Source organism: Peribacillus sp. YIM B13482, from assembly GCF_042787975.1.
GTDB lineage: Bacteria > Bacillota > Bacilli > Bacillales > DSM-1321 > Peribacillus > Peribacillus simplex_A.
In genome coordinates, this window is sequence record NZ_JBHZPF010000008.1 from 49,896 (window position 1) to 72,354 (window position 22,459).

At 33.0% G+C, this 22,459-nt stretch carries 15 protein-coding genes and 2 pseudogenes; 6 read left to right on the top strand and 11 right to left on the bottom strand.

The window, feature by feature from the left end; all coding sequences use genetic code 11:
* Nucleotides 1-30: 30 nt before the first annotated feature.
* The 5 genes from ACFX4L_RS06600 to galU form a co-directional block, all read right to left on the bottom strand.
* The gene (locus ACFX4L_RS06600) at nucleotides 31-867 is read right to left on the bottom strand and encodes a glycosyltransferase family 2 protein (RefSeq protein WP_377404321.1); all 837 of its coding nucleotides are present in this window, start codon (nucleotides 865-867) and stop codon (nucleotides 31-33) included.
* Nucleotides 868-1,164: 297 nt separating this feature from the next.
* Complete coding sequence (locus ACFX4L_RS06605; RefSeq protein WP_377404324.1) at nucleotides 1,165-2,283, bottom strand: EpsG family protein; 1,119 nt, start codon at nucleotides 2,281-2,283, stop codon at nucleotides 1,165-1,167.
* Nucleotides 2,284-2,512: 229 nt separating this feature from the next.
* Entirely contained in the window at nucleotides 2,513-3,619 is a 1,107-nt protein-coding gene (locus ACFX4L_RS06610) for a glycosyltransferase (protein ID WP_377404327.1), read from the bottom strand.
* Nucleotides 3,620-3,819: 200 nt separating this feature from the next.
* Nucleotides 3,820-4,473, bottom strand: a complete 654-nt coding sequence (locus ACFX4L_RS06615) for a sugar transferase (RefSeq protein ID WP_377404400.1) — start codon at nucleotides 4,471-4,473, stop codon at nucleotides 3,820-3,822.
* 55 nt (nucleotides 4,474-4,528) lie between these two features.
* Entirely contained in the window at nucleotides 4,529-5,404 is an 876-nt protein-coding gene (gene galU, locus ACFX4L_RS06620; protein WP_377404330.1) for a UTP--glucose-1-phosphate uridylyltransferase GalU, read from the bottom strand.
* A gap of 123 nt (nucleotides 5,405-5,527) precedes the next feature.
* Between galU and ACFX4L_RS06625 the strand changes: the two are divergent.
* Nucleotides 5,528-6,587 (top strand): annotated as a pseudogene (locus tag ACFX4L_RS06625) (IS3 family transposase).
* Nucleotides 6,588-6,691: 104 nt separating this feature from the next.
* On the opposite strand, the gene ACFX4L_RS06630 reads toward ACFX4L_RS06625, so the two are convergent.
* The 3 genes from ACFX4L_RS06630 to ACFX4L_RS06640 all read right to left on the bottom strand — a co-directional run bounded on the left by ACFX4L_RS06630 (nucleotide 6,692) and on the right by ACFX4L_RS06640 (nucleotide 8,994).
* Nucleotides 6,692-7,456, bottom strand: coding sequence for a tyrosine-protein phosphatase (locus tag ACFX4L_RS06630; RefSeq protein ID WP_377404333.1), 765 nt, complete (start codon nucleotides 7,454-7,456; stop codon nucleotides 6,692-6,694).
* Nucleotides 7,457-7,599: 143 nt separating this feature from the next.
* Nucleotides 7,600-8,277 carry a CpsD/CapB family tyrosine-protein kinase gene (locus ACFX4L_RS06635; RefSeq protein ID WP_377404336.1) on the bottom strand — a complete coding sequence of 226 codons (678 nt, stop codon included), beginning with the start codon at nucleotides 8,275-8,277 and terminating at the stop codon, nucleotides 7,600-7,602.
* 36 nt (nucleotides 8,278-8,313) lie between these two features.
* Nucleotides 8,314-8,994, bottom strand: a complete 681-nt coding sequence (locus ACFX4L_RS06640) for a YveK family protein (RefSeq protein WP_377404339.1) — start codon at nucleotides 8,992-8,994, stop codon at nucleotides 8,314-8,316.
* 465 nt (nucleotides 8,995-9,459) lie between these two features.
* On the opposite strand from ACFX4L_RS06640, the gene ACFX4L_RS06645 reads away from it, so the two are divergent.
* Both ACFX4L_RS06645 and ACFX4L_RS06650 read left to right on the top strand, forming a co-directional pair.
* Complete coding sequence (locus ACFX4L_RS06645) at nucleotides 9,460-9,771, top strand: helix-turn-helix domain-containing protein (RefSeq protein WP_377404342.1); 312 nt, start codon at nucleotides 9,460-9,462, stop codon at nucleotides 9,769-9,771.
* A gap of 1,226 nt (nucleotides 9,772-10,997) precedes the next feature.
* The gene (locus ACFX4L_RS06650; protein ID WP_377404345.1) at nucleotides 10,998-12,848 is read left to right on the top strand and encodes a glycosyl hydrolase family 28-related protein; all 1,851 of its coding nucleotides are present in this window, start codon (nucleotides 10,998-11,000) and stop codon (nucleotides 12,846-12,848) included.
* Between the two features lie 1,769 nt (nucleotides 12,849-14,617).
* Here the strand turns inward: ACFX4L_RS06650 and ACFX4L_RS06655 are convergent.
* Nucleotides 14,618-16,351 carry a CDP-glycerol glycerophosphotransferase family protein gene (locus ACFX4L_RS06655; RefSeq protein ID WP_377404348.1) on the bottom strand — a complete coding sequence of 578 codons (1,734 nt, stop codon included), beginning with the start codon at nucleotides 16,349-16,351 and terminating at the stop codon, nucleotides 14,618-14,620.
* Nucleotides 16,352-16,914: 563 nt separating this feature from the next.
* On the opposite strand from ACFX4L_RS06655, the gene ACFX4L_RS06660 reads away from it, so the two are divergent.
* On the top strand, nucleotides 16,915-17,751 hold the full coding sequence (locus ACFX4L_RS06660; protein WP_377404351.1) for a phosphodiester glycosidase family protein: 837 nt from the start codon (nucleotides 16,915-16,917) through the stop codon (nucleotides 17,749-17,751).
* Nucleotides 17,752-18,542: 791 nt separating this feature from the next.
* On the opposite strand, the gene ACFX4L_RS06665 is transcribed toward ACFX4L_RS06660, so the two are convergent.
* The gene (locus ACFX4L_RS06665) at nucleotides 18,543-18,968 is read right to left on the bottom strand and encodes a VanZ family protein (protein WP_377404354.1); all 426 of its coding nucleotides are present in this window, start codon (nucleotides 18,966-18,968) and stop codon (nucleotides 18,543-18,545) included.
* Between the two features lie 354 nt (nucleotides 18,969-19,322).
* Between ACFX4L_RS06665 and ACFX4L_RS06670 the strand changes: the two are divergent.
* Nucleotides 19,323-19,797, top strand: a pseudogene (locus ACFX4L_RS06670) (IS110 family transposase); the annotation flags it as partial.
* Between the two features lie 362 nt (nucleotides 19,798-20,159).
* Here the strand turns inward: ACFX4L_RS06670 and ACFX4L_RS06675 are convergent.
* On the bottom strand, nucleotides 20,160-20,390 hold the full coding sequence (locus tag ACFX4L_RS06675) for a hypothetical protein (protein WP_377404357.1): 231 nt from the start codon (nucleotides 20,388-20,390) through the stop codon (nucleotides 20,160-20,162).
* 678 nt (nucleotides 20,391-21,068) lie between these two features.
* On the opposite strand from ACFX4L_RS06675, the gene ACFX4L_RS06680 reads away from it, so the two are divergent.
* Entirely contained in the window at nucleotides 21,069-22,244 is a 1,176-nt protein-coding gene (locus ACFX4L_RS06680) for an MFS transporter (protein ID WP_377404360.1), read from the top strand.
* The last annotated feature ends 215 nt before the right edge of the window (nucleotides 22,245-22,459 follow it).

Here is a 22,459-nt window from a genome sequence, read left to right on the forward strand (position 1 = left end):
TCGTATTTATTTAATTTACCCTTATAATGTTTATTTTTTTTTAGATAAAACAATAATTATTCTTCTTAGGAATTTTAAAAGGCTAAAGTTAATCGCCCCCATGAATATGAGTTCATCTCCTATACCTTTTTTATACATTTTTCTTATCCTTAAGATAGAGTCTATTTCATTTTTCTCCATTAATAAAAGGTTAGAACTAAGTCCACTTTCACCAAAATTAGCCTTAAATGATGCAGCTAAATAATTATCAACTTGGATCATTTTATGTCCTTTAAAAAGTATATTTAGCCATAAAAGAAAATCTTCTGAATACCTTTTTCCATTTTCAAAAATTAAAAAAGTATCATTTCTTGTAAACACAACAGATGTTTGTGTTGGACTCTTAAATAAAGCCTTTTTCTTATTAATGTATTTAAACTTAACATCACAAATTTCACTATTTAGATAAGAACTAACTTCATTAGGATCATCATAGTTTAATACTTTCTGATAACCACCAATAATAAAGATATCCCTATTTTGTTCCATTATATTTGTTTGTATTTCTATCCTTTGAGGATGCCATATATCATCAGAATCCAAAAATGCAATATATTTATTTTTAGCTTCTTTGATTCCAATAGTTCTACTATATCCAGCCCCTTTATTATTTTTATTTGTAATCACCTTAAAATTAATATTGTTAATTTTAAATAATTCTTTGTATTCTAATACATTTACTCCTGTATTATCTTTACTATTGTCATCAATTATAATAACTTCTTTAACAGACATCGTTTGATTTAATATTGAATTTAATGCTCTTCCAATTGTTTTAGAACTATTATAACAAGGTACTATTACAGAAGTTGGAGAAAACTCTTTCATAATATATACATCCTTTTAATGTGAATTTATATACTTTAGTTACTTACTCTTCAATCATTAAGTCTAATAAAATTTATCTTTTGCATAATAAACTTTTTTCTATAATATTTATATGATTTAGAAAAGCATTCCTTATTCTGAATTCATAAAGTAAGTTTCTCCACTTCAATCAATTGTATTATTAGGTTAATAACTTTTTAGAGAAGTTTTTTTCTAAGTACTTTCAGAAAAAATCCTTTTAAATATTTCTACCTCCGACAAACTAATCTATATACACTTTTTCCTTTTCTTTATTCACTACATAGACCAGAATGAATATGGAACTATACCATTAGTATTTTGAAAAATTCGAAGTAAATAATATGCTAACCAAAAAAAGACAATTATAGCAGAAGAACCCCATGCAAGTAAAAGCTCTTTTTTAGTATTACAACTTTTAATTATTAAAAAGAGGACCATATCATAAAAGAACACAATAGAAGGGTAGAGATATAACTGAAATCTGTCTATTGCCTCAATTCCCGAAGCAGCATAAAATAATAAATACAAATAATAATAATTTTCAATAATATAGTTACCTTTTATCCCCTTTAATTTCTTCCACTTTAACCAAACAAAAAAGAAGCTAAACTGCATTAATATCGGGATGAACTGGATAATACCTTTTTCTTTATTTACTCTAAAGAAAAAGTCTGTATCGTAAGAATATTTCTCTGTATAAAATTCTATATTCATTAGTAAACTTCCAATAAAATCTTTTAAGATATCTGTAAAGAAACTGAAAGTTACTACCAAAAATCCAATAGTTAATGTTCTGGCATTAATTTTTAATTTTTTAACTACTAAAAAGAAGAATCCCATTACAGCACTTATATGAAATTGCGCAGCAATAACTACAATTAAAAAAAAGAAAAACATTTCTCTTTTAGTATTTTTATTTTCAGATAATGATAATAAACCAATCCATAGTATTGCTATTGCTATTGCTTGACGAAGTCCATTTAAAAAGAAGAAAAACAGGAAAGAGATTACGAACATGTATATAAAATTAGCAACTGAATATGAATATTTATTTTGTAAATAATAAAAGATCAATAAGAAAACTAAAGTTGCAATTAATGTTATTATTCTAAAATCATTAAAATAATTTGCTATATCATAAATAGATCTTATGCCTAGGTCAAAATACTCTTTGTACATTAATTTATTGAAAAAATTATAATAAAGGTAATAGTCTGTCCCTACATTGATTCCCCTCATATAAGATAAAAAAAACAAAAATATAAATACGCAAGAAATAAATAGCCAATTTATGCATTTTATATAAACAATCTCTCCTCGTTTTACTGTCAAGAAGGGTAAATTAAATAACCAAAAGAACAAAAGAACAATTCCTAAAATAATATATATGAACATATTTGACTCCTTAATGGATCATCAAAAAATTTTATTGTAAGTGGAAAACTAACAACATCCATGTTATTAGTTACTAAAGTATTTATTATAAAGGGACTTTTAAAAAAAGTCCCTTTATATTACGAGGGACAATAAATATTTGATTTTACTATTTTCAAACTATGTTTTTAATCTTATCATTTGCATTTTATTTTAATTTGTAAAGTAGAAAGTAAAGACCCTTACAAAATTAATATTTATGCTCATCATTTTCATAGACTTCCGACAAACTTTGTAGCATTATGTCTAAACTAAAATGTTTTTTATAGCGTTCATATGAATTACTGGATAGATAATTCCACTTCTCTCTATCACTAATCATACTTTGTATAAAGTGGATAACCGATGTCCTATCATTTAGCTCGAATAAAATTCCATTTTTTTCTTGATCTACCAAATCGCTATGGCCTACAATATTACTTAAAATAAGTGGTAATTTATAAGACATTGCTTCTACTACTGAAAACGGTAAGCCTTCGTAGTATGAAGTGGAAAAATATAAATCAGCTTGAGATAAGATATCATTTTTCTGATTGGAAAACCCAATGAATCTTATTTTTTCTTCCATATTATATTCTTTGATTTTTTTTCTTGCATCTTCTAAAAATTCACCATTACCTGCCCATATAAATTCTACATTTACACCCTCATCAATAATTTGTTTAGCAATTTCAATAAATTCAAAGGGATTTTTTTGATCATCTACTCTAGCCAAATTAACAATTTTAAATGTTTCTTTTAGATTTTTCTTATTATAATCCCTATCGGGATCCTCTACTCCATTAAATATAACCATAGATTTTTCTTCGGATACAATCTGATGTTTAATAGCTTCATTTTCCTCACTATTGGAAACATGAATCACATTATGAGAAACATGATTTATTTTTTTCTCAACAAATCTTATAATTTTTTTTTTAAACTTATTCATAGATTTAAGTGAGTAATACCCATGAGGCGTATAAATAAATGTGATTCGGCGATTAAAGAAAGAATAGATATAAATAAGAAGTCCAGAAAATGTACTATTAGAATGGATAATATTAATATTATTTTTTTTAACCACACTATGAATTTTATTTATCGCTCTTATTAATTTAAGTGGTGATTTACCAAACGATAAATTGTCATCGATAATAAAGTCCCTATTGATTTTTGACCCGGTTTCATTACGTTTTGAACTAACAAGAACATTAAATTGACACTTAGGAAACCGCTCTTCATTTAAAGTGATAGCATCAATATAAGTTTTAACACCACCACCATATGCTTCGCAGAGTAAGAGTATGTTTTTCAATTACCAGACCACCTTTTATAATTAAATTCTTATGCTTTACATAAAGAGCAAGTATATTTTAAACTCACTTTTACATCTGTCAAATAAGCTTAATATAATAAATTTCAAGCCTACAATTTTTCATTCTACTTCTATATATTGAACCAAATTAAAGAAAGTGGTGTTTAATTCCCATCCAATCCATAGATTTACTTATACTCTTAATAGGCACCTTTAGAACCAAATAAAACAAATAATGTTTTAAAAATAATTTTCATATCAAAATATATGGTACGTTGCTCTATATATTTAAGGTCAAGCTCAACCATCATGTTAAAAGGGAGATTGCTTCTTCCACTAACTTGCCATAATCCAGTACATCCTGGGGTAACAAGCAATCTCTGTTTATCATATGAAGAATATTCATCTACTTCACGCAGAACCGGGGGTCTTGGTCCTACCAGGCTCATTTCTCCTTTAAATACGTTCCATAGCTGTGGTAATTCATCAATACTTGTTCTCCGAATAAATTTCCCGATTCTTGTAATTCTAGGATCATCCTTCATCTTAAACATTGCCCCTGAAGCTTCATTTAATACTAATAACTCTTTTAACCGCTCTTCCGCATCTGAGACCATCGATCGGAATTTATACATATGAAACTCAGATTCATCTTTTCCAATTCGAATTTGCTTAAAAAACACAGGTCCTTTTGGGTCTTCTATTTTTATTAAAATAGCTACGATCAAAAAAATGGGTGACAGAAAAACAAGTCCAAATAGTGATCCAATTATGTCTATCAATCTTTTCATTCTTAAATAGCTTAAATTAGAATTTACTTGTTCAGCGGTTAATAAATGTTTCGATGATGCCACGCTCTGCTCAACTGCTACAGCTTTCAAATTGGCTCCTCCCTTACTCTTATTATTCTTATATCTTTTGTTTTTCTAGTAGGTTCTCTATAAACTCTAAAACATCATTTTTTAGAGTTATATCATTCAAAGCAAACTCAATTGTCGTTTGGATAAATCCTAGCTTCTCCCCTACGTCAAATCGTTTTCCCTCAAAATCATAAGCAAATACTCGTTGAATTTCATTTAATTTTTGAATCGCATCAGTCAGCTGAATTTCTCCGCCTGCTCCTAGTTCTTGTTTTTCCAAGAACATAAATATTTCAGGTGTAAAAATGTATCTGCCCATGATTGCCAAGTTGGATGGAGTTGTACCCTTTGCAGGCTTTTCGACAAAGTTAGTTACTTCATAGCGTCGCCCATTTTGGTTACTTGGATCGACAATTCCATAACGATGAGTTTCTTCTTCAGGAACTGTTTGTACACCGATGACAGAAGATAAGGTTTTATCATATTCATTCATTAACTGTTTTAAGCAAGGTGTTTCTGCTTGGACGATATCATCACCTAACAATACGGCAAATGGTTCATTACCAATGAATTTTCTTGCACACCAAACCGCATGGCCTAATCCCTTTGGATCTTTCTGTCTGATATAGTGAATATCTACTTTGGAAGGTGCTTGGACTTTCTCCAATAATTCAAATTTATTTTTCTCCATTAAATTGTTTTCCAGCTCAAACGCGTTATCGAAGTGATCTTCAATTGCTCGTTTCCCTTTTCCGGTAACAATAATAATATCCTCGATTCCAGATGCTACAGCCTCTTCAATAATATATTGAATCGTCGGTTTATCTACTATTGGAAGCATTTCCTTTGGCATAGCTTTAGTAGCTGGTAAGAATCTTGTTCCTAGTCCTGCTGCTGGTATTATTGCTTTACGTACTTTTTTCATTTAGATATCAGCCCTTTCTAGCTAATTTATTCAAAAAAAAAAACAATATATTGGAGTTAGTATAGTTTCATGGACACATTTTAGTTAAGTCCTTACAATGACTTTTGAGAGGATGTGTTCGTATTGGAACGTAAGAATACAGGGAAGAAATATAATAATGAATTCAAGAAGACCATTGTAGATCTTTATCACTCGGGTAATTCAGTAAGAGAATTAAGTAGTGAATATGGTGTATCAGAAGTAACAAATTATAAATGAGTTAAAGAATTTACCCCTATCAGTTTAGGGGAAGAGTCCATGACCCCGAAGGAATTAGCCGCCATACAGAAGGAAAACCTTCGGTTAAAGTAGGAAGTTGAAATCTTAAAAAGGCTATGGCCATATTCGCAAAAAAGTAACCGAGACAGATCTTACCGAATTTATCGAGGAACATAAGAATTTATATCCCGTACAGAAGATGTGTGAAATACTAGAAATCCCAAGAAGCAGCCATTATCATTCTCTTCAACTTATCGTATCCAACGCGAACAGGAAAACAAAGACTAATGAAGCAAATTCATCTCATTTACCTAGAAAGCAAGGCGAGTATTCGTTCTATCACGAAGAAAAAATACCGTCCTTATCCATCTAAAGAAAAGGTTATTCAGTTAAATAATTTGCTTAAACGAGACTTTACCACCCAGACCATTAATGAGAAATGGGTAGCTGATATTACGTATATCCACACGTTAAAAGACGGATGGTGTTATATAGCTTCTGTATTGGATCTTCATTCTAAGAAAAAGTAGTAGGGTTTTCCTTTTCACGTTCTATGACGACAGAACTGGTCATAAAAGCTTTCAATAACGTTCACTTTTCACAAAAGCCCTCGAAGGGCTTAGTTCTTCATACGGACCTTGGCTTACAATATACAAGCAGTGAGTTTACTAAACATATCCAAAACCATCATATTAAGCAATCCTTTAGTCAGAAAGGTTGCCCGTATGATAATGCCTGTATTGAATCCTTTCATGCGATATTAAAAAAGGAAGAAGTCAACCACGTCTAGTATCTAGACTACCAAACAGCTACATTAGCGATATTCCAATTTATTGAAGGTTGGTATAACCGAAAAAGAATTCACAGCAGCTTAGGATATAAAACTCCACAAGCATTTGAAGACCAAATTAGAAATGCAGCTTAAGATTTAACTTTTTCGTGTCCAAAATATTGACTCAAATCCATATAGTTTTACATAGGTAAAACTTATATTATAATGATGAAAGCGTTTTATAATTATCTATCATTCTAAAAGATTCCTAAAACTTTCTTTTTGAATGGCACGGGCTTTTCAACAGCAGGGCTTTGATCCTTTAATAGTTGTTCAGCGTTTTCTTTGAAATAAAATGTACGTTCTATCCCATATACTTTTGTAATTGTTTCATATGCTTGTTGTAACGTGAATCCTCTTGAGCCTCTGTTATGTGCATCTGTTGCAATAAAATGAGCCAGATTATGTTCGATTATCTTTTTCGAAAATGATTGGATACTTTTACCGAAGTTCCCGATGATACTGCCAGAGGTAAGTTGAGTTAATGCGCCTTCCTGGGCCAATTCAAATAATAGTTTATGATTTTCAATCAATTCCTTATTTCTCTCCGGATGTACGATAATCGGTGTGATTCCTTTCAGCAACAGCTCATAAATTACATCTTGTGTGTATGTAGGAACCCTTCCCGATGGAAGCTCTAGCAGCAAATATGTACCATTATCGTCTAACGTTAGGATTTCTTCGTTTTCAAGTGAAGTAAATATGTCTCGGTGTATTCTTACTTCTTGTCCAGGATGGATGATAAGAGGAATATTGTTTTGTTGTAAACTCTCATTTAACCGCACTGCACGGTCAATGATGTTACTCTTAACATTTACATATTTCTCATTTAAATGATGTGGCGTGGCAAATATATGGGTGATTCCTGCTTCTACCGCTTTCTTTGCCATGCTCAAGCTTTCCTTCATGTCCGCGGATCCATCATCAACTCCTGGGAGAATGTGACAATGTATGTCAATCAAATTTCACACACTTCCTTTTAACAAATTGGGATAATAGGCTTAATCACTAAGAAAACAGATAGGAATTAATACCCTGAATAATCGTAGCATATAAAACTGCCATTAAACAGGGTGTTATTTTGTCGAATTTTGTCTTATTTCATTTAAGATTTATAATAGTAATAATTGCTGTTATCCATTTCAACGCCATTTAAAACGACTCCAAGCAAGGATGTGTTAGCTTTCAATAAAAGCTCCTTTGCTTTTACTGCGCTTTGTTTGTTTGTCTTGCCGCTCGACACTACCATAATCACGCCATCACATTTATTGGCTACAATCTGTGAGTCAGGGACTACTAGAACGGGCGGTGTATCAAAAATGATATAATCATAGATTTCTTTCAGTTCATCAATGGCTGTTTCTATCGCTTTTGAATTTAATAACTCTGAAGGATTAGGTGGTATCGGCCCACTTGTTAAAATGTCTAAATTTGAAACATTTGAATTCAAGATAGTTTTTCTTAAGTCCATTTTCTTTGTCAATACGCTAGTAAGTCCATGTATATTACTAAGGTTAAAAGCATAATGAATCGATGGTTTCCTTAAGTCTGCATCCACAAGTAATACTTTTTTCTCTTCTTGAGCAAGCACAATCGCTAGGTTGGCAGCTGTCGTCGATTTGCCATCATTAGGCTCCGATGAAGTAATCACAATGGTTTTGATTTCTTTATCCACTGAAGAGAATTGTATGTTTGTCCTAATTAATCGATATTGTTCAGTAATAGGCGATTTAGGATTAGTCTGCGCAATTAAATTTACTTGTTTTTCATCTTTACTTCTCAAAAATCCCACTTCCTTTCTTAATGTCACTGAAGTTCTTTATTTATGTTGCGATATTTTTTGAATAGCTCCAAGTAATGGCAAGTCAAGGAGTGTCTCAATATCCTTCTCGTCTCTAATCGTATTATCCATATACTCTAGTAGGAATGCCAAGCCTATTCCAGCCATCAAACCAACTACCACCGCAATAGCGATATTCAATACTGGATTAGGTTTTACAGGAGCAGGATTATCCTTTACTTCTGCCTTCGCAAGTATGCTAACATTGTCGACTTTCATAATATCCTTGATTTCCTTTTGGAAAATTGAAGAAACCGTATTGGCAATTTCAACTGCCTTGGCCGGATTAGTATCTTGAACCGTTAATGAGAAAACCTGCGAATTTTGTTGGCTGTTAATCGTGATTTTCTCGCTAAGTTGATCTACGCTTTGGTCTAGTTCAAGCTTCTCAATGACCTTCTCCAAAATGGCAGGACTTTTTATGATCACACTGTATGTATTGATCATATCGATATTAGATCGGATTTGAGTCGAATCCAATTGGTTTTCCGATTGTTTCTGATTAACCAGGATCTGTGTTGAAGATTGATAAACGGGTGTTAATAAGAAATAAGAAATTGATCCGCTGATCAAAGCGGCAATTAATGTCAGCAGCATGATCAGCTTCCAACGCTTCTTTAATGTTTTAAAAATATCTTGAATACTAATAGTTTCTTCCATTTCATCCTCCTGATATGTTAAAAATGACCTATTGTATTATACCATAATATTACCTATATTTATGTATTTTCAAGGGAATTTACATAAAACTTACAAACCACCTTTCAAATGCCAAGTAATTTCACAAAAAAGAAAATGGCAATATAAAGGAAAAATTTCTAATTTTTAAATATTGCATTAAACTCATATTTATAACCCATTTTCCAAAATATTTTTTACTTAAGTTTCAATAATTCTAAGTATACACCAACCTATTTTTGTTAGTTATTGACCCATTTTATAATATTTGATATAAACTTCTCCTAACTAAATGCCTACCAAAAAAAGAAAATCCGTTACTATATAAAAATAAGATAAGTATTTTAGTGCCTAGTTATCATTAAAAATGAATGAAAACTGTGTAAACTTAAAATGATAGTTTAAATCAATATATTTTAATTTCATATATGGTTAGGTGTGGTCTATATGATAGGTTATCGGGTTAAGTCGCTTAGGGAAGAAAGGAAAATGTCAATTAGTGAACTCTCCGCAAAATCCGGCGTTGCCAAATCCTATATAAGCTCACTGGAAAGAAACCTTCAAACAAACCCTACTATTTTAGTTTTGGAAAAAATCGCCAGAATCCTTTGTATAAAGGTTGATGCTCTGCTATATGAACAACCAGACAAGAGCATGGATGAAGAGTGGCTGGAAATTATGCAGGATGTTATGGGATCAGGTATATCGAAAGAGGAAATGCGACAATTTATCGAGATTCGGAAATGTACCTCTCGTTAAAAAGGAGAATTTACGATAACATCTCCTTTTTTTCTTTTTTACTTTTAACATTCATAAGCTCTCTAGCATGCGTTGTGCAAAGAAATCGAATATTATATTTCTTTAACTGCTTTTACCCTATTCACTACTTGTTGCTACAGTTAGAAGCATTCACCCTAAAAACAATGAGTATTAATCTATATCTTCGATTCTTTAAATGATATAAAATTATTTTTGAATTTTCATCTGCAAATATTTTAAAAACAAAGTATTATATTTAGACACCAAAATTGAGAAATTTCTGAAAATTTATTCCTTACATACCTCTCTGGAATAATGACTTTATGGCCTGACATATCAAGCTCCTCATCATAAATGCGTCTCATCTACTTCCTATAAGTTGTACTTACCTCTCTGCTCCAGTTAAAATTACCTCTTTATTGATATACTATATCAATTTTTTTACAATTAAAGATATAAGGAAACTTTACATATCCATTTCCACTCTTGTTTTACTTATTACTAGATAACCATCCGGATTGTCTTCATTACATATCAAAACCGATTCAACTTTTTTGATGTCACTGCTTGACCTTGAAAACACAAAGATTTCTTTATACCGGTATACCCTCTTTGTACGAGTGTTACTAAAATACAAAAAAGCTTTCATGAGTTTGAATTTTGACAATAATCCCGTTTGAGTGCTAACCGGAAGCATTAAGAAAGCCGAAAACCGAATTTCAGCCATTGAACCTATCAAAGCATAGCAACTTCCCTCATCTAAGATTGACCCTATTCCGGTGTTCCAGATGTTTCTGCTTTAGAAGAGAAAAATTTTCTTCCAATTATGCTTTAGCATTACTTATACAAATGTGGGATGAAGTAAAGTAAATATCATAATATTGATAAGGCTACTGAAGATAAAAAAGGTAATAATTTTAATATAAAGCACTTCAAATTGAAAGATAACCAAAATTTTCTATATTATTACTGCTATAAGAATCAGTTATGGTAATCGGTTCAAATATTCCATATTTGTTTTCTGAAGCTTGCAATAAACCCTTACCGACACAAACACAACTTTGACATAATATTCAAGATTTTTTTCTTTAACTCTTTTTCAATACTCAAGTTAAATGTTCAAATGAAGTGTGACTCTACTGATGACAGTGGAACAGGTGGTGCATACAAAGCATATTATTAATTAAAGGAAGAAAAGCTCAATATGATAAAGAGGTGAATATATCGTGGGATTCTCAAAAAAGCTACCTATATGGGGTAAGCAAGGTGTTGAGCCTCCTAATAGCAAAAAGGCAGTCGGTTGGCAAGGAGAGGAAAGTCCACAAGCTGATTATTTAAATTGGTTTCAAAATAAAACATATGAGGCTTTGAAAGAACTGCAGGAGAATGCCACCCATAAGGATGAGACTACAGTTGTTACCACAAAGTTGGCGGAAACATCGACTAAAATCGGAAGCGATGTAGGATTACCTGTATGGCTAGAAAGAAGCCTTTTTGATATCTCAAAGCAAATTGATAGCCACATTAGGCAATATGGTGTAAATGTTAGTCAACCTCCGTTTAATGCGAAAGGTGATGGTACTAGTGATGATACACAAATAATACAGGATGCTATAAATTATGCATTTGATAACGGAAGACTCTCGGTCTATTTTCCAAATGGAAAATACCTCCTAAGCAACACAATTATAGTTCCTCCTTTAGTTGACTTGCTTGGTCAGTCAAAAGAAGGGGTTATATTTTATATTGAACATAATAAATGGGGATTTGAAATTGCGATTAATAAATTGGTCAACAGGCCATACCAAGGGGGAAGTGCGAAGTACCAAAAATTCACAATAAAAAGAAAAGAAGCACCTACTGTAGCTATACCTGAAAACTATGGTATCTACACCAAAGGCACATTTGGTATAACTGTATTTGAAGATATAAAAATATCAAATATGGGCGACCATGCATGCTTTCAATTCGATCCAACAACCGCAGGCACGGGACCTGTATATTATAACAACTGCATTTTTCTATCTAACTTCTTTGGTTATGGATACTATGCACAAGGAACGTTTGTTAATATTTATTTTAACAATTCCAATTCATGGGGGAACGGCGGAGGGTTCTATTTTGACGGAACCAAAACAATCGAAGGAGGGGTAAATGCCTCAAGTTATCTTCCGAACAACATAGTAATTCAAAACAGCGACAGTGAGTACGCAGGTGGATTTCATGCATCTGGAACTGCACCACCTTCCGGTAAAACGTATGCAAACCCTGTTATTTATGCCAAAAAAGTAAGTGGTATTGTTCTTAAAAATTCTGTTTTTCATAATTCAATAAATTACCCTTTTGGTCATACTGATTATATTACCGGAATTGCGACTGCTGAATTTGTATCTTGTTTAAGTGTGAGTATTGAGAATTCCCAATTTCAAAATAAACTAGGTAAAGGTAATAATACTCTAGTTTTAACTGATTGTGATTATGTAAATATAAATACTGGTACTATGTTATTGGGTTATAAACCCGGAACAACAGAAAATGCGGATTACCTTTTGCATGCAGATTCAACTTGTAAAAACATCATGTTATATAACCCCAAAATATATGATGGTAATTCAGAAATAGATGTATATTTGGACGGCAGTATTAATCCGATTTTTATTGTAAAAAACTCAGGACAAATAGGATTTTTACGTTCTCTTCACATTAAAGCTTATTGGAAATTAAACCTCACACCTCAAGGAACTACAAGTAATAGACCATCAATAGGTATTAGTACCGGTTTTATGTATTTTGATACTTCTTTACAAGTTCCTATATGGTGGAACGGGTCAAAATGGCTTGAAACGAAAAAAGGAACCCTGACATATAATGGTGATGGTATGTTAACTACAAAAACTATAGCGCATGGTCTAACAGAAACACCTTCATTCTTCCAAGTAAATGCCGCTAGTAACGATGCAGGTGAAGCAGGGATAAAGTATGTAACAGCAGATAAAACTAATTTAACTGTTACTTTTAATACTGCCCCAATTGCAGGAAGGAATAATATAAAATTAACATGGAAAGCTGAATCGTAACACTCTATGTTCCAACTCCATACAGCATGATACTGTTAATTTAAAGATCGCATCAGATTTACAACCGCCCATTTTTATATTTATGAAAAAAGTAGGAGTTACATTTATACGTACATGGGGATTGTGACTGATAAGTAAAATTGAATATTATAGGAGATTTGAAGATGGTGAAATTATAAGTTTTTTTCGTGTAGACAGATATAGATAAACAAAAATATGGTCTCTCCATGAACCTTTTGTCCTGCCATCAAAGGGGTATTTTATTATCAGGGGGGATACTAAGAAGAAGTTTACAAATATCGGATAATATATACCTGATTTGGAAGTCCCTTTTCGTTTGATTCAGGTGATGAGAAAAAACGATTATGACGAATGATCTTCTTGCTGATCATGCTAAAAAGATGCGATGTTCAACATCTTTGTAGATGCTCTTCACAGCAAGTTAGCGGTACTTTGAAAAAGCTAGAATATCCAGCATCATATCAAAATCCTGGTAATTAATTGTTTAAATTCCAAGAAAGCCGACTGATTCAACTTGTCTGCTAAATCTCAAGGATTAAAATGTAAAATAATTCCTTCAAATGTCTAATGTACAAAGAAAGCGCTTTCAATTATAATTATCACAAGAAAACCAAGCCGAGAGGTGTGTTCAATATGGTAGGTGAAAATGAAGGGAATTTCTTAAAAGGACTTTTGTTTGGTACATCTTTGAGCATACCGTTATGGATTTCTTTTATTGGATGGATAAAATTGATCTTTAATAGTTTATTTTAGAGCCCTAGGGCTCTTTTTATTTTGCTTAGGTCAAGAGTAACTAAGCGTGCATGAAATCCTAATACTAAACATGAATTCCCATCAAATTTTTAACCCCATGTAAACTATGTAATGGATTTATTTGCTTAAGTAATGTTATTGTATTCCCTGTTTCCTACTCTCTTTTTCTTTGTATGATAGAAAAAATGCCATGTTTATGCAGGAACAGGTTCCTACGATATTTATAAAGATTGTCTTACCTGTAATGCAAAAGGATTAATAAGTAAAGGTGAGTATAATAGGAGGCTTGAAGAGAGTGAAATTTAAAGAATTTCGTGAGGTCGATATATGTAATCAAAGAAGCAGTATTGGCTGTGCCTGATTTGGATGCTGCGATTAAGTGGTATGAGCAGGTGTTGGTATTCAATTTATTGGTGTAATCCTGCGAGTAAGCGAGCATTCTTCTGCTAAATCTTTAAAGTGACCAAAAAAAACTTTCCATCGCCGCATTATCCTAACAGTTCTCCTTGCAAGTCATGGATTGGGTTAGCGAAGTTCCTTCATTTGGTTTTGAAATAGCGATTGGGTGTATCGGAAGTCTTGGTCAGAATGCAGGATTGCACTCGGATGGAACTCGTGATTCACAGCCTGCCTTAGCCGCTTAACGTTATTCATATCTAATGATGTGGAATGATACGTAACTATTTCTTTTGTGGCCGCATCTTTTACACATTAAATACACTTTTCGACCCTTTCAATGTAGGTTATATCTGTAAGAATTCCCCCTGCCCCTTCTGTTTGAAAAAGAACTGCCGAAACAATTCTCTTATTGAAGTGAAGGAACTTTTAGTATAAGAACTATTTTGCAATTATACTTACCGATAGATAACAAAGGTATTGTTCTCTAATTTGAATGTATGATGTAAATTATCGCACATTCAAAAGACCACCAATTGGTGGCCTTCTTCTTGATATAATACCCTCTTTGTCTCAGGTTGACGTTCCATTCAGAACAATCAAGAAGCAGAAGATTGCTTTTCAGTAATAGTAAATGCATCCTCTTCCTCTAAATGGTTATGTTCATTTTCGGAAATTATGTTATGAATGTAGTCATAGGTATTTTCTGTATTGTGACCACTTGTGCACTCCATTAGTTTTGAAAATTGAGCAATATGGAAAGGAGATTGCGGGTTATTGTAACTGGAAACAATTTCAGAGTGCAGATCCTTGAATGTTTCCACTATGCCTCCAAAAGCAATCTCTTTCTGTAGAATGTTTGGCGCGCCATATTCCACTTCTGCCAAAGCCTTGTCTTCCCAATAGAAGATTACATTACTTCCACCTGCAAACGCATAAAAAGTAATAGAGGAATAATCGGATATGACAACTTTACTGCTTAATAGAGCATCCTTTATGTCCCCTATATAAAACGATTCTTCGTATTTATCATATATATCTGGGAACTGTTCTTGAAGTATGATTCTTGATTTAGGATGGAGAATAATATTAATTTTTTTATCTATGTAGAACTTCTCTTTTTGAATCAATTCTAAGAATGAGAAATACCGGTCTAAATAGCTTCCAGCTTCAATGCTTCCTGTGAGATCCCATGGTCGCCATGTAAGCATAAATGTAATTTGATTTTTTTCACTTTTTTGTTCCTTTATATATAAATCAAGATTAGGCAGCCCTGTTACCATCAGTTCTTTTTCCGTATAACCTGTATTATTAAGGAATAAGTTTTTCTCAAAATTGGAATTTACGAGCATGTAATCTGGTGCTATCGGAACTTTACGGTTAAAGTAACCACGTTCGAATATATTGGTCGCCATACAAGGTCCATGCTGTAACATTATTTTTTTATCTGTTGAAAGAACCTTTTTCTTAATTAAGTAATCATTATCGTACAATCGGCGTTGTATATGTCCCACAAGATCGGAAGATTGAAAACTTCTTGCTAAAAAGATGTGATAGAAAGCAAGAACACTATTTTTCTCAACAAGGGCTCTGCCGTAACGTTGCTTAAGATTTTGGTATTCGGGGTGGCTTTTTTCTAAGATATAAATGCAGGAATCCCCCATCTTGAATGCATATTTAAACAGTTCAAAGGCAGATTCCGAAGCCCCTGCACTGAACTTTTCAAAATAGATATCGTATTTTTTTTTGTTTAATGAAAAGAGGCTAATCAGATAAGCAAATCTTTCTTTTATTATAATGCTTTTAGCCATTTTACTTGTCAATACGATAACATATTGGCCTGTTATAGACTTTCGAATAAAAAGTTCACTATTCATCTTCCCCAAACGATAGGAACGGGTGTTGTACAGATAATGATTTTTATCGTATTTGTGCTTAGAGTCTGATTTAAAATTATACCAATAATTATGATCAGAGTGACTGAGTTTGATAAAAATAGGCGTATTAATATCGCTAGTGTTTACATAATGTTGATAAATTTCCTTCATTGGCACGAAAGTCCAGTAAGTATGAATGAGTATGGATATCTTCCCTGTCTTCATTGCAAATTTCTCTCTTATTTTGACTGGAAAAAGAAAATGCACTTTAAAATTTATGCTTTTATCGTAACCGAACGATAAATATGCTTCTTTGAACGAATAATTTCTGATACGCATGACCCCAACAAATAGGAAGCGAAAGAATAAAAGGAATACTAAACTTTTGAAAAACGGGCTTTTCTCTATTTTATCTAGCATTTTGTCTATTTGCAGATTTTTTTGATGTGTTTTCACAAAGGAAAGCTTGCAGTTTGTATCTACGAAGAAAATGATTCTTTCATCCTCTAATTTCCCCTCTTTATTAACATATCCTTTCGTTAAAGTGATTGTTTGTAAGATTGTCATTGGTTCATATTCTGAGAGAGTAATCGTATTGTTCGTTTCTTGACTATACACGAAATACTTCATATTGTTTTTCCTTTTTTTACTAATACTCTTTGTGCCATTGAAAAGACAATAGCCATCCAATAAAACAGGATTTCCCTTTTCAAGACGACCATAAACTGTTTCTTGTTTCAATTCTTTTCCCCCATGTTTTCCGGAACTTGTAACTCTAAGACATATTTTACAGGTACCTTTGTCACACCCTATATTTTAAAAAAAAAGACAATATACCTATGATATTATAAATAGTTAAACACTTCAATGTAATTATTATTTTAAAAAACTTTTCCTTCGAGATAAAATGTTGGTTCATCTAAAGTATCCGTAGGGTAACTTTCCCCCTATTGTATCCATAATGTGATAAAATTGTTCGGCAAACTAAAGAAACAAGCAGCGAGGGGATTATGGCGACTATGAGGAAGATTATTGTAATCTTATTTTTTTCATTTTTATTATATGGATGTAAAGCAACAGACAAGGAAATTCAGCCTGATACTGAAAGATACGTCAAACATGAAAACTCTGATTTGGCCAATGATTTAAATTTAAATTCTAATGGTTCTTACGAATATCATTCAAATACTTTAAACATACGAATCCAACCTGTTATTAAATCAAAACTGAAATATTGGGTTTCTACCATAAAAGTAAATAATGTATCACAAGTAAAATCTGCATTTGCAGGCGGTAGCTTTAGTAGTAAAAAAGAGGAAACATCCGAAATAGCAAAAAAAAACAAAGCTGTGTTTGCAGTTAATGGAGCTGGTATTCAGTTTAAATCCAGGAGTACTGTTATTCGAGATGGAAAATTATTTAGATCAAATTTTGCTCCACTAGAAGTTAGAAAAAATGGCAAACTCTTTATTGGTGATGGAAGAAGAACGTCAGAGGACATGCTTGAACAAGGCGCATTACATACCTTTGATTTTGGGCCGGAGTTATTGATAAATGGAAAGGTTCCTTCTTTTAAGAACCAAGATTGGTTTACAACAGTCCGTGCGCCAAGAACGGCGATAGGTCAAAGGAAACCATATGAATATATCATTATAACGGTAGATGGTCGTTCGTCTGAATCTAGTGGCATGACGTTTGCAGAGCTAGTTAAAGTATTTCAATCAATGGGAGTAACGTGGGCGTACAATCTAGATGGAGGAGGCAGTACTACCTTATATTACTTGGATAACATTTTAAATCACCCTTCAGATGGAAAAGAAAGACAAATATCAGACATATTATATTTTACTGAGTAGCATATGCTACAAAAGAGTTTTTAATTTATACAATCAATAAGTTAGAGAAGGGCTTTTACCATGGAGTACCTTCTGTATAGCATAATAATAGAAGCGTTATTAGTGAAAAGTGCTTAAGCCTACCAGATATCAGATCGGCTCCTTTGACTTATCATTTGTTAGTTTAAAAAATGATAAGTCAAAGGAATGATAAATTTGAAAGTGGAAGGTGTATATACATATTTATGTAAAAGTTGTCCAACACTGTTTGGCGTAGTATCCCGTTTTTCTGGTATGGAAGATAGAGTTGATACACTGACGTGTCCCAAGTGTTCTAAGAAAGTAGCAGTATGCATTGGAGAAGGGAAGAAATAATAACGAACGAAACGAATGATATATCACAACTACCAGAATTATTAAATGTAGAGCATTTGGCAAATTATTAAAATATTAGTGAAAGAACTGCCGATAAATACAGGGGAAGTCCCGATTTTCCTTTAAATCGTTTAAAAAGGTCCAAGAGGGTTTTCAGGGATGACTATTTAGACTGGTTACAATCAAAGAAAGAATAAATCGTTTGTAAATAGTATGGCTAAAGAAATTTCAAAAAAAGCTGAGGTGCTACGTAATAGCAGCACCTTATTTGTATTTTTATATTGAAAGAACCTGGGTTAGTTTAACATCTTTGCTTCTTCCAATCTTCTTTTCCGTTCTTTTACAAAGTCAAAACCCAAGCATATTTTGGCTTGGGTTTTGATTTTGTCAATTTTTTCTCAATAATTTCTTACCCCACAGTTTGTTCCAAAATGGTCTTAACTTCTCTTTTGTGAATGAACTTTATCTATTTTTAAAAAAATAAGATACCCTAAAAATGATCCTAAAGTATTTAAAATAATATCGTCTACATCTGTCCATCTTCTGGAAAGAAACAATTGAAAAACTTCAATAGTTAATGAAAACAAAAAACCATTTATAATAACTTTAAAAATCCGGTATTGTTTTTTGAATTTAAATGCAATACAGAATCCAAAAGGAACAAATAATAATATATTACCTAATGTATTGATTATCATTTCCTTGAAAGGAAACATCTTTATAGCTACAAATGGCTTTAAATTAATACCGCCCGCATTGCTTCCTATCCCCAATGACGGATGATCTAATAAAGTGAGATACAAAATAAATAGAATCGATGTAGCAAGAAATATATTCGTGGTTTTTTTTTCGTAAATCCGCATTTTCTTCCCTCTAAGCATTTTCTGACTTATTTGAACCTTATTCAATCTAAAAGAGTGGTTTTATCTGAATTTAATCATTCCTGCGGAACAAGTTATAACAGTATTTGCGCCAATATATTTCCACCCATAATCAAAGATTAAACAGAGGAACTTTAACCCCAGTACATATGATATCAATTTATGGGGTGCTTTACCACAAAGTTTCTTAATACTTCAATAGGCATAAAAAGAGGACTCCCTGTGGAAGCATTCCTGTAGATCGTTAAATATCAGGTTTGAAAAAAATAGAGCCCCTCAGTAAGATACGAGTATAGAGACCAATCTAACTCAAAACCTTAAGGAGGAAGCCCTACTATGAATTTTAAAATGCAAAACAAACAAAATCAACTAATTGAGAGAATTACGGATCAACATCTAGTTGTTGGTGTGGATATTGCCCAACATGTACACGTGGCCCGTGCTGTAAACTATCGGGTCATTGTGGTCGGAAAACCTTTGTCTTTTCAAAATAACGAAGAGGGTTTTACTAGCTTACTAAACTGAATCAAGGAACTAAAACACTTGAAAAACTTAGACACCACGATAGTCGGAATGGAACCTACCGCTCGTTATTGGATATACCTTCCAAAGTGGCTAGTCAAACAAAACATAGATGTCGTCACGGTCAATCCTCACCATGTCAAAAAAAAACAAAGAAAATCGTGATAATACGCAATCCAAAAGTGATAAAAAAGATGCCCTTGCCCTAGCTGATATAGTGAAGAATGGCTACTCTTCCTTCGTTCGTACCCCTTCAGAATCATTGAAAAAACTTCGCGTCCTTATGGCTAAGGCTTGCTGATGACATTGCTACTTGTGGCGGAAAAGGCGAAGCGATAAATAGAATACCTGGGAGGTTTCATTTATGAAATTGACTTTACCGACCTTTTGTTATTTCGCCATCGTAACAGTTTACTTCCCTGAGCTAATGGACTTTGCTTTGCCGAACGCAGTGCTCCCATTTTAACAATAACGGTAGAGCCTGATTCAACTTTACAAGATACTTTTGTCGTATTGTCACCGCCTCCATTTACTGTCCGTTTCACAGATGCTGTTTTATCATCTACATTATTCGACTTTGAACAAAATCTCATTAAGATTATTTAAGCTCAAAAAAATCCAGCATTTCTGCTGGATACTCCAAAGTGCAAATCACTTAACCAAATTCAATACTTCTAGAAGTTTACCATCTGAATTATAGTTAAAAGTGACCGTCTTATCATCATGAATGTGATAGCTTAAACCAAAAAACTCCCCATCATCTGGAAATCTTTGTATAAACTCATCAAGTTGTTCGGAATTTAGTTTAACAACCATAGGTTTCTTCCTGCTATTTTGAGAATCCTCTACCGTCTCCATTAAAGTTTCTGTAAGTCTACCCATAATTAACTCCTTTAATCTCTCATTCCCCATTGATAATAAACCTTATAAATGGTAAATAAAAGGTCCTTAATTAAAATTTCACATTAATGATATGAACTCTTAACAACTATCCCAAACACCAGACAATTTTACCATAATTACCAAGTGGGTTAATTAATTTCCATTGGAACTTCACGGTAAAGATAGGATTTTACAACTACGTTTGTTTCATGCAAAGTTAACTACACTCTACAGTAGGGTTCTGTAGAGGCAGGAACATGATCAAATGGCATTGTGATAATAAGAGATTCAGACCACTATTGGCAATGGACTTAGTAATAGCTAACTTTTTGTCACCTCTTAGCACCTTCATATAAATTAGGTAAGATATAGAGCTAATATCCATCACCTAAAAAACCATTCCTCCTCGTAAGTCTATCCTCTTATTTATTTACATAAATATAACATTTTTATTAATTTTTACAAATCAAATTTTGTATTTTCTGAATATAAAGTGACCTCCATCCTAATTTTTTGTTTCTATTATGATTTTACAGACTAACTATTAGTCAATATTACTTAGATATAATGTGATCACTTATTTTCACTTATTTTCTATTTCTATTCTATATAGATTGTTTTCTATAACTCTAGTAAAATGAGAATGATAATTACTATCAATTAAGGAGAATAACTATTATGGGTGTACCCTTGTTAAAAGAAGACCTTCCGGTTGCCAATAAAATCTGGTCACGTGATTTTGTGATGATTTTCTTTGCTAACTTCTTTGTTTTTTTATCCTTTCAAATGACTTCCCCGACCCTTCCGCTTTTTGTAAAAGAGCTTGGCGGAAATGAACGGTATATTGGGTTAGTTGCTGGCATGTTTTTATTTTCCGCTCTGATTGTCCGCCCCTTTGCCGGACAGGCCTTGGAAACAAAAGGTAGACGTTTTGTTTTCCTGTTCGGTCTAGCCTTTTTGGCTGTAGCGATAGGCTCGTTTGGATTTATGATGAGTATTTTCCTTCTATGTGCAATGAGGATTGTCCAAGGGATTGGCTGGGGATATACGACCACCGCATCAGGTACGATTGCCTCCGATCTTATTCCAGCAAAGCGTCGGGGGGAGGGAATGGGATACTTCACTTTATCGGGTAATTTGGCGATGGCTTTTGGTCCGTCATTTGGACTTTTCTTAGCGGATGTTTTAACCTTTCAGCATTTGTTTTTATTTTGCGGTGCATTAAGCCTGGCAGCTTGGATCATGGCTTCAACAATTACCTATAAAAAAGTAGATCCTCCTTCTGCCCCCGCTAAAACTAATAGGTTTGACATTTATGAAAAAAGCGCTGTTGCTCCGTCCGTTCTTGTTTTTTTCATTACGGTATCTTTTGGCGGGATTGCTACCTTCTTACCGCTTTATACTATCGAAAAGGGTATTACAGGTATTCAAGGATACTTTTTTCTTTACGCTTTAGCTCTTATTTTCACACGAATGTTCGCTGGAAAAATCTATGATCAAAAAGGACATCAAGCTGTCTTTATTCCATCTACTCTTTTTATCGTAGCAGCGATGCTATTGCTAGCATGGATGCCAAGTAACATGATTCTGTATATGGCAGCTATTTTTTATGGCATTGGATTCGGTGCAGTCCAACCGGCTCTTCAGGCGTGGTCTCTTGAACACGCTGCTCGAAATCGAAAGGGCATGGCTAACGCCACTTTCTATTCCTTCTTTGATCTTGGAATTGGTTGCGGTGCCATCCTCTTCGGACAAATCGGCTATCTGTTTGGGTATATTAGCATTTACATAATGGCAGCAGTCTCTGTGGGGATTTCAATATTGGCTTACCTATGGATTTTGAGAAAAAAATAATTATATCCGTATTAAAATATCCCACAGGTTTCCCAAAGTCCATAAATGCAGTAGACAAACTTCCTGATAGTTTATAAAGGAAAGTTAGGCCGTTCCATTTGAGCGGCTTTTTTGATTTGGCTCTTTTCGTAAAGATTGTTGTTTTTAAAACGAAACTATTTAAGGTTGATTGGAGCGGAAGTGCGAGACTCCTGCGGGAGGGGAAATCAACCACA

Excerpts from the sequence above, each read along its gene's own strand:
- ACFX4L_RS06640 (WP_377404339.1), bottom strand. The coding sequence starts at position 8,994 with ATGGAAGAAACTATTAGTATTCAAGATATTTTTAAAACATTAAAGAAG.
- ACFX4L_RS06645 (WP_377404342.1), top strand. The coding sequence starts at position 9,460 with ATGATAGGTTATCGGGTTAAGTCGCTTAGGGAAGAAAGGAAAATGTCA.
- ACFX4L_RS06665 (WP_377404354.1), bottom strand. The coding sequence starts at position 18,968 with ATGCGGATTTACGAAAAAAAAACCACGAATATATTTCTTGCTACATCG.
- ACFX4L_RS06605 (WP_377404324.1), bottom strand. The coding sequence starts at position 2,283 with ATGTTCATATATATTATTTTAGGAATTGTTCTTTTGTTCTTTTGGTTA.
- galU (WP_377404330.1), bottom strand. The coding sequence starts at position 5,404 with ATGAAAAAAGTACGTAAAGCAATAATACCAGCAGCAGGACTAGGAACA.
- ACFX4L_RS06660 (WP_377404351.1), top strand. The coding sequence starts at position 16,915 with ATGAGGAAGATTATTGTAATCTTATTTTTTTCATTTTTATTATATGGA.
- ACFX4L_RS06680 (WP_377404360.1), top strand. The coding sequence starts at position 21,069 with ATGGGTGTACCCTTGTTAAAAGAAGACCTTCCGGTTGCCAATAAAATC.
- ACFX4L_RS06600 (WP_377404321.1), bottom strand. The coding sequence starts at position 867 with ATGAAAGAGTTTTCTCCAACTTCTGTAATAGTACCTTGTTATAATAGT.
- ACFX4L_RS06675 (WP_377404357.1), bottom strand. The coding sequence starts at position 20,390 with ATGGGTAGACTTACAGAAACTTTAATGGAGACGGTAGAGGATTCTCAA.